The organism is Bifidobacterium vansinderenii, assembly GCF_002234915.1.
GTDB classification, from domain to species: domain Bacteria; phylum Actinomycetota; class Actinomycetes; order Actinomycetales; family Bifidobacteriaceae; genus Galliscardovia; species Galliscardovia vansinderenii.
The window spans coordinates 82589-93527 of sequence record NZ_NEWD01000021.1 but is presented as its reverse complement, the minus strand read 5'-3'; the positions used below and the strand labels follow the sequence as shown (position 1 = coordinate 93527).

Sequence of the window (10939 nt, the reverse complement as noted above, 5' to 3'; positions counted from 1 at the left end):
CGTGCATGGCTTCATTATCCGGGAAGTCGCGCCTCAGCCTCAACATGATCTGTTCGGGGCTCCACTCGTCGGAGAGCCTGCGCCGGATGTAGTCGAGCAGGCCGGGCACCGCACGCACCTTCGCGGTCTTGGGCCTCGAACGACGTCCGGCGCTCATCCGCTGGGCCCGGTTCGGCTCATACTCGCCGGTGGATGGATTCGTGTTGCGCGCGAGCTCCCGGGACACGGTCGACGCGGGACGTCCGAGCCGTCTGGCGATCTCGCGCACGCCCATGCCGGCATGCCGCCAATCGGCGATGCTGATGCGACTCTCCAGATCCAGGAACCGTGGGCTGATCGTCTTCGACTCATGCATGACGGGAGCATACCGGATCACCACGGACGGCTGCACACGACGACCGCCGCTGGCGCCCCCGTTACGCCATACCTTGCCCGTACGCTTCGAGACCCCGACCGCTCTCGCGGCCTGCGTGTAGTTCATCCCGCCGGCTATGAGCTCCACGTACCGATCCCGACGCGCCTTGCACATCTCGCCACGAGTCGCGTACCCAACACCATCGAACACCCACCTGCCCACCCGAAATCTCCTCCCGGATCACCAGGTGTTGCAACGATCACTAGAACCCGCGATGATTGGGCTCCCCCTTGAGGGGAAGGATGAAGGAGGAACGCCCTGGCTTCCCCTTGAGGGGAAGCTGGCAGCCGAAGGCTGACTGATGAGGTGGGACTGAGGGAAGGAAAGGACGCGAGTCCTCCCTCAGTCCGGCTACGCCGGCCAGCTCCCTCCCCCGGAGGGAGCACACAGGCATCGAGCGGAACGCGCGGTCACCTCATCCGCCGGCTACGCCGGCCAGCTCCCTCCCCCGGTGGGAGCACAAGGCGGAGAAGCTACATCTTGACGAGGTCGTTGATCGCGTAGTTGACGCGGATCTCGTAGTCGCCTGACGGGTTGGCGTACTTGATGCGCGTGGTGCGCGTCTCCATGTCGTACAGCCATCCCTCGTCGGCGACCTCCCACTTGGCCGGGTCGAAGAACTTCTCGATGAAGCGCTCGCCGGACGGGCCGGCCATCGCCACGGTGAATGGCTGCACGTTGTGCGTGAACACGTCCATCTCCACACGCTCGACGCGGCTGGCGTACGAACCGTCGCAGGTGGCTCGGATGACCGTCACCTCGTGGCTTTCGTCGCTCGCGGGGAACGTGCCGGCGTTGTTCTCACCGTCGGTGCTGTACGGGTTGGCGGCCGCGCCCGGCGCGATCGTGAACGTGGTGGCCAGGTACTTGCCGTCCTTGTAGTCGTTGGTCTCGCCGTCGTCCTCGTACAGCGTGAACGAACCGGCCGCGCTGGGCTCGACCAGCAGCGTGAGATGGTCGATCGTCTGCGTGTGCAGGTTGGTCACGCCGCTCGTCGTCGGCACGATCGCGCCGGCGCGCAGGAACATGGGGATCGTGTCGAGATCCACCGGCACGCTGATCGTCTGACCGCCCTCGTAGCGCTTCTTGGAACGGAAGTCGTACCAGTCGGTGCCGGCAGGCAGGTATACGCTCTTCTCGGTGGCGCCCGGATCGGTCACGTTCGCCACGAGGATGTTCGGGCCGAACATGAACTCGAAGCTCTCGTCCCAGCAGTTCGGATCGTTCGGGAACTCGTAGACGAGCGGACGCATGACGGGGCTGCCCTTGACCGACGCCTCGCGCAGCAGCGAGTACATGGTGGGCGCGAGCGCGTAGCGCAGCTTGACGGCGCGGGAGATGTACGGCGTGTAGTTCGGGTACATGAACGGCTCGGTGACGGAGTTGTCGGTGTTCGACGAGTTCGTCATGAAGCGCGGCATAAACACGCCCTCCTGGAACCAGCGGACTAACAGCTCCGGCTCGGGCGCGGGGCCGAACCAGCCGCCGATGTCGCAGCCGTGGTTGGCGGCGCCCGACAGGCCCATGTTGAGGATGGTGGGAATGTTGTACTTGAGCGTCTTCCAGCAGGTGTAGTTGTCGCCGGCCCAGGTCTGCGCGTACCGCTGGATGCCGGCGAATCCGGCGCGGCTGATGATGAACGGACGCGTGTTCGGACGGGCCTGGGTGAGCGCATGGTTGGCGGTGTAGGCCATCATGTTGCCGAGCACCGGCTTCATGCCCTCCACGGTGGTGGGGCGGCCGTCGCCATCGACCACGGCGTCGGCGTTCTGGATGTCGAACTCGCAGTTGTCGTCCCAGATGCCCTCGATGCCGTTGTCCAGCAGCGCCTCGGTCATGTGACGCTCCCAGATCTCGCGACCGGCCTTGCTGGTGAAGTCCGGGAAGCCCGCGAAGCCGCCCCAGTAGCGTTCGTTCTCCGGCTTCTCGCCCGTCTCGTCCTTGACGAACGCACCGGCGTCGGCGAACTCGTCGTAGTCGGGGTGCGTGGTGAGAATGCCGGGCTTGACGTTGGGCGTTACGGCCACGCCGCGCTTCTTCATCTCGGCCATGAACGCGGCCGGATCGGGGAACTTGGCGCTGTTCCAGTGGAACTGGTAGCGCTTGCCATTCGGCATGCACGTGTAGCCGGACGCCATGCCGAACATGTCAAACGGGATGTCGTTGGCCTTGCAGCGGTCCACGAACTCGAGGATGGCCTTGTCCACATCCTTTTCGAGCTCCGTGTAGAACATCGTGGTGTGCGTGTAGCCGGTATTGCCCAGCGGCGGCAGCGCGGTCTTGCCGGTCAGGTCGGTGTAGCGTTCCACGACCTCGGGGATGGTCGGGCCGTTGATGAAGAACATGTCGACATCGCCGCCGTCGGTGCAGTAAAACGAGTACTTGTCCCAGTAGCCGCTCCACTCGCGTCCCAGATCGAACGCGGAGTCGAACGGGTTGTTGTAGAACACGCCGATCGCCTTGCGCGTGTGGTCGTTGAAGCGCACGTAGAACGGGATGTGCTTGTACAGCGGGTCGGACAGCTCGGCGTCGTGGCCGCAGGTGTCGGTGTTGTGCATGCGCAGGTACTGCAGACGCTTGTTGAGCTTGCCGGTCTTCTCGCCGAATCCGTAGAAGTGGTCGCCGGCGTTGATCACGGAGTAGTGGTAGCGGCGGCCGTGCGAATCCTCCATGAACGTGCGTTCCTTGAGGTCCTTGTACAGCAGGTTGCCGTCCGTGTCGTAGATCTCGATGCCGAACGGGTCCTTGGTCAGACGGATCTCGAGTTTGGCGGTACGGGTGACGTAGTAGTCGTCAGCCTCCTCGACGTTCGGCGCGATGGGCGTGACGCGGGTGCGCTCGGCCGCGAACAGTTCGTCGAGATCGTCCTCCCACGCGGTCTTGACCAGCGCGTACGAGTGCTCGGGGGCGAATTCCTCGTCGAATGTGCAACGGAAGCGGATGGTGTCGTCGTCGACCAGGTAGACGCGCAGCTGGCTGCCGCCGGTGGTGATGTGGATGTAGTCGTTGTTGGATTCGAGTGCGATGATCTTGTCGGATTTCTTCATTGAAATATCCTTTGGGTTGAGAGTGGGGTGGGTGCGGCCGCCGCCGGGGAGAGAGGGCCGGCGGCGGCCGGAGAGTCAGACAATCGATGCGATCACTGGTTGGGGTTGGTGGCCCAAATGTGCTCCCACTTGGTGCCGGTGAGCTTCTCGATGAGCTCGCGGGTCTCCTTGGGGGCGTCGTCCTTGTGGCCGCCGTTGCGCAGACGGTTGAGCTCGTCCTTGACCACGGTGTGCGTGGTCTTGTTCAGACGGAACGTGACCGCGGTGAGCAGGGCGACGAGCAGCAGCGCGCCGGTGCCGAACACCAGGATGCCGGTGATCGTGTGCTGTGTGCCGACCGACTGCTCGATCTGCCCCTCGACGTAGCCGCCTTCGGTGAGCACCAGGCCGACCACGAACGTGGCGACGGCGACCGTGGACTTGCGCACGAACGTCATGACGGAAGCGTACAGACCCTCGTGATGCTCGCCGGACACCAGCTCGTCAAGATCCGGGATCATCGGGAACACGTTCCACGGGGTGGCGATCACGGCGCCCAAGCCGATGTTGTAGACCAGGCCGACCACGTACAGCCACATCGTCAGGTCGTTCATGCTGGTGCCGGACAGCACCCAGAAGCCGACCAGGGCGACGAGCTCAACAACGATGCCGACGCACCACACCCAGCGCGGGCTGAACTTGACCAGCAGGTAGCCGACGAGGATGGTCAGCGGCAGGCCGATGATGTTCAGCGACAGCACGCCGCTGGAAACGCCGGCGGACAGGCCGAGCACGGAGACCACGAAGTAGGCGAACACGGCGTTGAACGTATCCTTGGCGGTGAACGTGCACAGGTAGACGATCAGGTGCTTGCGGAACGTGCGCAGCTTCACGGTGGCGATGTAGGCCTTGAGCTGCTCGCCGAACGTGCGGCCGGCGCCCTCCTTGGCCTTGGCTTCGAGCTTGGCTGCCATCTCCGGGGTGATCTGGCGCTCCCACGTGGTCTTGTAGGCGATGAACACGGACACCATGTAGATCACGGCGAACACGATCGCGTTGAACGTGTACGACATCGGGTTGTCCTCGCCGAAGATCTTGAACAGCTGGCCGGGCAGGAACGTGGCCAGGAACGAGCTGCCGGAGGAGATCACCAGACGCGCGGTGGACAGCATCGTGCGCTTGTTGTAGTCCTCGGTCATCTCGGTGGGCAGCGTCTCCCACGGGATGAGCACCATGGCGGCCACGAGCTCGAACAGCACGTAGCTGATCAGGTAGTACCAGTAGTTCAGGCCCGTGATCCACAGCAGGATGAACTCGAGCATGAGCGGGGAGCCGATCAGCAGGAAGAAGTGGCGACGGCCGAACTTCTTGCCGATCTTGAAGCGGTAGAGATTATCGGTGATCGCACCCATGAACAGGCTGATCACGGCGTCGGCCACGCGGGCGATGGCCAGAATGGAGGCCGCCTCCATGGCGGTCAGACCCGCATAGGTGGTCCAGAAGAACAGCAGCCACGCGCCGATGAGCGTAAATGCACCACCGCCCATCATATCCGGCATACCGTAGCCGATGGCGCGTGCGACCGTGATCTTGCGCGGCCGATACACGCTGGGAATATGGTTGTTATTGTCTGCCATGACTGTTTCCGTTTCTTCTCTGCGGCAAACCGACGTCGTTGCCGGTTGTTGCATGATTTCAGTGTGGCCTGCGCGAGCTTGGCGGAATCTCGTTTGCAGTGATTTACATCGTCGGGCGACGGTTGACGGTAAATGGTCGGGCTTTATGAAAACAGGTGGGTGTATAGGGGGTATAACGGGGGCTATCGGCTGCAGATGGGTGCGCACGGATGAGAATAGGTGCAAAAGGGCGCTGCTACGATGACGGGCATGAGACTGGTACTGGGGAAGAACGAAAATTCGGGAGCGAACGCCACGGCGGCGACCGCGGTGGGCATGATGGCGATCGTGCTGTGGAGTCTGATGATGGGACTCGTGCGACTGGTGTCGGAATCGTTCGGCGCCACGCTCGGCCCGGCGCTGATCTACACGTGTGGTGCGGCGCTGCTACTGGTCTTCCGCCGACCGAAACCGTTGAGCCAGGCGCCGCGGAGGTATCTGCTGATCGGCGGCGCGCTGTTCGTGTTCTACGAGACGTCGATCGCACTGTCGATCGGTTTGGCGGCGTCGGCGGCGCAATCCGTGGAGATCAGTCTGGTGAACTATCTGTGGCCCACGCTTATGGTGCTGTTGGCGGCGGCGGTCTCGCACCGACGTCATGCGGTGCCGTATGCGATTCCGGGAGCCATCGTGGCGACCGCGGGCGTGATCGTGTCGGTGGGTGGCAACAGCGGACTGGACTGGCAGGTGGCCGCGCACAACGTGTCGACCAATCCCCTGCCGTATCTGTTGTCGTTCGCTGGCGCGTTCGCATGGGCTGTGTATGCGGTAGCCACGCCGTCGATGGCGAAGGGGTATGACGGGACGAGCGTGTTCTTCCCGCTGGTGACGTGCACGTTGTGGATCATTCACTTCATTACGGAGGCGGTCGGCGGCTCGCAGGATGGAAGTGGAAGGTCCTGGATTTCGGGGCTGGAAGCCGCATTCGGCAATCTGGGCGGTCAGCTTGGCACACAGCCGGTGACGGCGTGGCTGTCGGTGTTGTTCGCCGCGATGGCGATCGCCGGCGGCTACGCGTGCTGGGGGTACGGCATTCTGCACGGCAGCATGGAGAAGATGGCCGTGGCGTCGTATGCCACACCACTGCTGTCGGTGGCGGCAAGCGCGGTGCTGCTGCATGTGAGCCTGTCCGTGCCGTTCTGGGTCGGCGCCCTGCTCGTGGTGGCCGGTTCCATAGTCAACTGGCTCCTGCAGAAGCGGTGATTTAGCTGATTCTGATTCACATTTTTTTGGGGAGCAGAGCGTGAACTGGAAAATGCGAAAAGCCCCTTCCGCAGGGAGGAACGGAAGGGGCTCGAGTAGGGGTGGCTCTCCTCTCTGAGGGGATCCAGATGGGCTAGGCTTCGGCGGGCTCGGCCTCGGCCGCCACTCGCTTGGCCTTGAGCACGGCGACGTTGGAGTCGACGCGCTTCTTGTTCAGCGGGTAGATGAAGATCAGCAGTAGCACGCCGATGACCAGAGCGGCAGCGGGGATCGCCGTGCTGAAGTTGTAGATGTTGTTGCGCACGGCATCGGTCTGCACCGCCTCAGCACCGGCCTTGTAACCAACCCAGGTCAGCGCGTTGCCGGAGATCCAACCGGCAATGGCCTGACCGACCTTGCGGCCGAAGGAGTACACCGAGTACACGGTGGCATCCTCGCGCATGTTCTGCGTGACCTCGATGTCGTCAATGGTGTCGGTCGCCATGGCATAGCACACCATGTTGCTCATGCCCACGCCAAAGAAGATGACCACGTAGCCAATGGTGAACACCATCGGCACGTCGGTATGCAGCACGAAGAGCACGATCACGGCAGCACAGGCGATCAGCTGTCCGCACACCGCGCAGCCCTTATGGCCGATGCGCTTGGACAGCGGCTTCACCAGCGGAGCGCAGGCGAGCATGGCCAGAGAACCGCACATCACGGTCAGGGAGATCATGCCGGCGGAACGGAAGTAGTCGGCGTAGAGGTAATTGACCATCTGCATGAGGAACAGCATGGCAATGGTTGCCGAAAGGGACATGAGGATCAGACCCCACAGGGAACGGCTCTTCAACGCGTTGCCGATCATGTGCAGCGTGGACTTGCGCTCGCCTTCCGCGGTATCGGAGTGATGATCCTCCGGCTTCACGCGCTCGGTGCACATCTTGTAGCAGGCGAAGAAGCACAGGAACGCGCACACGGCGAAGATGCCGGACACCAGAGCGAACACCTGCGTGCCCTCGCCGCCGCGGATGATCTGGTTGCCATTGGCATCGGCCGAATAGATGATCAGCGGGGCGACCACGCCGATGACCAGCGAGGCGCAGGTGGAGCCCACGGAACGGTAGGTGGACAGGCTGGTACGGTCGTCGGGTTCGGGCGAGATCAGCGACGCCATGGAGCTGTAGGGGATGTTCACCGAGGAATACAGGATGCCCCAGATGATGTATGTCACGTACATGTAGACGATCTTCACGCCCATCGATGCTCCGATGGCGAAGGTCTGGTACATCAGGAACGAGAAGATGACCACGGGCGCGGCCATGCGCATCATCCACACACGGTACTTGCCGTTCTTCGTGGCCGGGGCCTTGTCGACGAGCACGCCCACGGTGACGTCGGCGAACGCGTCGACGATTCGTGCGATCAGGAACAGGGTGCCGACCACGGCGCCGGGCACGCCCATCACCTTGGTGTAGAAGATCATCAGGAACGAGCTGGCGAACGTGAACATGAAGTCGTTGCCAAAGTCGCCGAACAGATAGCCGACCTTGTCTCGCATGCCGAAGGGACGCACGGCGGCGCCTCCGGTAGTGGTTGGGGAACTCATGGTTTTTCTCTCCTTTGAGTGGATTGAGTTGCAAGGGAAGTATTGAGTGGAACGCGCCCGAAACACCCTCCCTCAGTCCGGCATTCGCCGGACAGCTCCCTCCCAAGGAGGGAGCACGTAGAGGCGGAAGATGGGTGTCAGAGGACGATGAAGGAAATGGATGCGGGCGGGAGCGTGATGGAATCGCCGGAAATGGTGGCGGGATCCAGCTCGGGCAGTTCGTCGTTGGGGCCGAGTGCCAGCACGGTGCCGTTGAGACGGGCGTCGCGCGAATGTGGATCATCGGCGGTGAGCTGATAGAGCCATCCACCGTTCACGCCATCGATGGTGATCGCCTCGGTCTTGGAACTGTTGACAAGCAGCCAGACTGTACCGTCACGTCCATCCTTGCGCGAACGGACGTACACATGCATGCCTTCGCGCGTCTGGTCGTCGGCCCGGTACACGTCCGCGCCCATCAAACGATTCCACAGCAGCACGAACCAGTAGTTCGGACGCGGCGAGAAATCAGCGAAATCAAGCCAACCGTAGTCGGACGAAGCGAGTGTGTTGTGGAAGATCACACCGTTGGTCAGTTCGCCGAACGAACCCAGTTCGCAGGCAGTGCGGAACACATCCAGATACGTGGACGCCCAGGTGTCGCCGCCGAGTCCGGCGTCGGCGCTCTCTGTGATCCAGATCGGCGCGTTCGGCAAATATTCGTCGCGCATCGGCAGATATGTACGGCAGGCGGACTCGGCGGAGGCCAGATAATCGTCGTTCATTGCCTCCGACGCATCCCAATGGTGGCCGAGCACGCTGGCGCCGCGCTCGGAGATGCCGTTGTACCAGTGGTAGCTGAACACGTCGGCACGTTCCTTGAGATGCGGCATCAGATCGGCGGCCTTGAACGCATCCAGAGAGGCGAGCGCGTCACCCGCATCGGCGTTGGCCTGTGCGTTGACCGTGCTATGCGGCGTGCCGGGAATGCCGATCTCGGATGCGCACGGTCCGACGCACAGCACGTTCGGATAGTTCTCACGCAGGAAACGGAAGAACGCGTCCTGATCCCGCGCATACTCGGCCATGCCATAGCCGGCCGGGGAGTTGTCGGGCGTCAGAATGTTCGGCTCGTTCATGAACTCGGCGGCCTCGATCGGCACGCCATAGTCGCGACTGAAGTCGAACAGCAGCTTGGCCTGCGCCGGATCCCAACTGCCATCGGGCGTGTTGTGCACTCCGGCGCTGTTGGCCACGGACACGAGCAGATGGCCGTTGATCGATTTGACGAAGTCGAGCACGCCGACCCACTGGTCGCGGGTGAGCACGCTGGAAAAGCCCTCGGGCGCCTTGCCGCCGGTCGTACCGTCGAAGTCGTAATAAGTGTTCGATGCCCAGCTTCCGGACACGCGCACCCAAGCCGGGCCGAGCGCCTTGGCCAGCGCGACCAGTCGCTCGTTGCGCAGGTTCTTGGGCGGGTAGGGTTCCATGCTGTTGCGCATGTCGGCCATGCCGCGCAGAACGAACGGCTCGGCACCGCTGATTTGGCCGGGCGTGTAACGTTTCCAGAAGGTTCCGCCGGTCACCTCGGTCATTTCGATGTTGTACGACGCCATCAGCGGGTCGACCGCGCGAACATGACGAAGCCTCGTCGCATCCAGCGATATCGTTGGCATGATTCTCTCCTTGTTCGGTATCGGCATCCTTGCCGATGCAGCTTCTCACTGTAAGGAACTCGCGAACTTGGATTATTTTCTTTCCATGTTTTGCAGTATGTATTCTCAGCGAGCGAGTAGCATATTTTCATCAGACGAACGACGTCTGCCCTCTTGGCGGAAGCGTGATGACACAACGATTCCTCAATACAATTGACACCTATGAGCAAGCGCAATGACGGTGACAACGGCATGGAACGCACCGGCCGGAAGAAGGTCACGCTTGAAGAGGTCGCATCCGCGGCCGGTGTCTCCCCCGCAACCGTGTCACGTGCACTGTCACGACCCGGCCGAGTCAACTACAAGACCGCGCAACGCGTACGACTCGTGGCCCAGGAACTGGGATATCGTTCAGACAAGGTAGACGCGTTCACCGAGGAAAAACTGCATGGCATGATCACGGCCATTGTGCCGGATATCAACAATCCGGCGTTTTCCACCGCCATTCATACCCTGCAATCCACCGGCATTCGACGTGGATTCTCCGTCACCGTCAGCGACAGCGAGGAAGATACGGATCAGGAGCGACGGCTGCTCAGCAATGCGACGCAACTCACCGACGGCGTAGTGATGATCTCCCCGAGACTGTCCGACACCGTGCTACGCAAGGCAGCACAGATCAAACCGATCAGTGTGGTGAACCGGTTCGTCGGCGGCCTGCCCTGCGTGACACCCGACCTGACCGAAAGTCTGACGGAGGCGATCAGCCGGCTCGTCACGCTTCGGCACCGACAAATCACCTATCTCGGCGGCCCGAAGCTCTCATGGCAGGAGGGGCAGCGATGGCAGATCATCGCCAGGCTCTGCGTACGATACGGACTCAAAGTACGACGCATGCAGTGCGAGGCGCCCACCTACCGCGGCGGATGGCATGATTTTCAAGGATTTCTTGATCATCCCACCACGGCGGTAATCGCCTACAACGATGTAATGGCATTGGGATTCATGGCGTTTCTCAAGCAGCACGACGTGAGCATTCCGGAGCAGGTGTCGGTGCTCGGCATTGATGGCACGCGACTGGCGCAGATGTTCGAGCCTCCATTGTCGAGCATCATCATTCCTCGGCGGGAGATGCTGGAAATCGGCACCACCATGTGCATCGACAGGATTCTGCACACGGCCGACCCGAATGAGACTCCACTGCAGCGACGGTGCGCCACATCATTCCTACCCCAGGCAAGCATCGGAATGGCAAATTCAGCCGATTCCAGTTCACGAGTTTGAAGGGGGATCAGAGCGTGAACTGGAAATCGGGTGTGGATCATTGGCATCATGCGGTTTTTGCGCCGAGTCCCAGTTCACGATTTTGAGGGGGTTTCATAGCGTGAACTGGC

General features: G+C 62.1%; 7 protein-coding genes. 2 read left to right on the top strand and 5 right to left on the bottom strand.

The genetic code is table 11. The features are described 5' to 3' along the window. From Tam10B_RS08310 to Tam10B_RS08300, 3 genes are all read right to left on the bottom strand, one after another. On the bottom strand, positions 1–529 hold a 529-nt coding region (locus Tam10B_RS08310), incomplete at its 3' end, for a transposase (protein WP_456297852.1). Positions 530–888: 359 nt separating this feature from the next. After that, positions 889–3462 (bottom strand): glycoside hydrolase family 31 protein, encoded by a 2574-nt coding sequence (locus tag Tam10B_RS08305; protein ID WP_093960784.1) that lies wholly within the window; start codon positions 3460–3462, stop codon positions 889–891. A gap of 92 nt (positions 3463–3554) precedes the next feature. Further along, a complete protein-coding gene (locus Tam10B_RS08300) occupies positions 3555–5078 on the bottom strand; it encodes an MFS transporter (protein WP_093960783.1) in 1524 nt (507 codons plus the stop codon). 249 nt (positions 5079–5327) lie between these two features. On the opposite strand from Tam10B_RS08300, the gene yddG reads away from it, so the two are divergent. Continuing rightward, a complete protein-coding gene (yddG, locus tag Tam10B_RS08295; protein ID WP_233133663.1) occupies positions 5328–6320 on the top strand; it encodes an aromatic amino acid DMT transporter YddG in 993 nt (330 codons plus the stop codon). Positions 6321–6453: 133 nt separating this feature from the next. Here yddG and Tam10B_RS08290 read toward each other — a convergent pair whose 3' ends face one another. Together Tam10B_RS08290 and Tam10B_RS08285 are read right to left on the bottom strand one after the other, a co-directional pair. Beyond that, the gene (locus Tam10B_RS08290; protein WP_093960781.1) at positions 6454–7911 is read right to left on the bottom strand and encodes an MFS transporter; all 1458 of its coding nucleotides are present in this window, start codon (positions 7909–7911) and stop codon (positions 6454–6456) included. A 137-nt stretch (positions 7912–8048) separates the two neighbouring features. Further along, positions 8049–9566 (bottom strand): beta-glucuronidase, encoded by a 1518-nt coding sequence (locus Tam10B_RS08285; protein WP_093960780.1) that lies wholly within the window; start codon positions 9564–9566, stop codon positions 8049–8051. Positions 9567–9767: 201 nt separating this feature from the next. On the opposite strand from Tam10B_RS08285, the gene Tam10B_RS08280 reads away from it, so the two are divergent. Then, positions 9768–10829 (top strand): LacI family DNA-binding transcriptional regulator, encoded by a 1062-nt coding sequence (locus Tam10B_RS08280; RefSeq protein WP_093960779.1) that lies wholly within the window; start codon positions 9768–9770, stop codon positions 10827–10829. The last annotated feature ends 110 nt before the right edge of the window (positions 10830–10939 follow it).

Bases quoted from the DNA above. Each gene is read 5' to 3' on its own strand.
- Tam10B_RS08305 (WP_093960784.1), bottom strand. From the start codon at position 3,462: ATGAAGAAATCCGACAAGATCATCGCACTCGAATCCAACAACGACTAC.
- Tam10B_RS08300 (WP_093960783.1), bottom strand. From the start codon at position 5,078: ATGGCAGACAATAACAACCATATTCCCAGCGTGTATCGGCCGCGCAAG.
- yddG (WP_233133663.1), top strand. From the start codon at position 5,328: ATGAGACTGGTACTGGGGAAGAACGAAAATTCGGGAGCGAACGCCACG.
- Tam10B_RS08290 (WP_093960781.1), bottom strand. From the start codon at position 7,911: ATGAGTTCCCCAACCACTACCGGAGGCGCCGCCGTGCGTCCCTTCGGC.
- Tam10B_RS08285 (WP_093960780.1), bottom strand. From the start codon at position 9,566: ATGCCAACGATATCGCTGGATGCGACGAGGCTTCGTCATGTTCGCGCG.
- Tam10B_RS08280 (WP_093960779.1), top strand. From the start codon at position 9,768: ATGAGCAAGCGCAATGACGGTGACAACGGCATGGAACGCACCGGCCGG.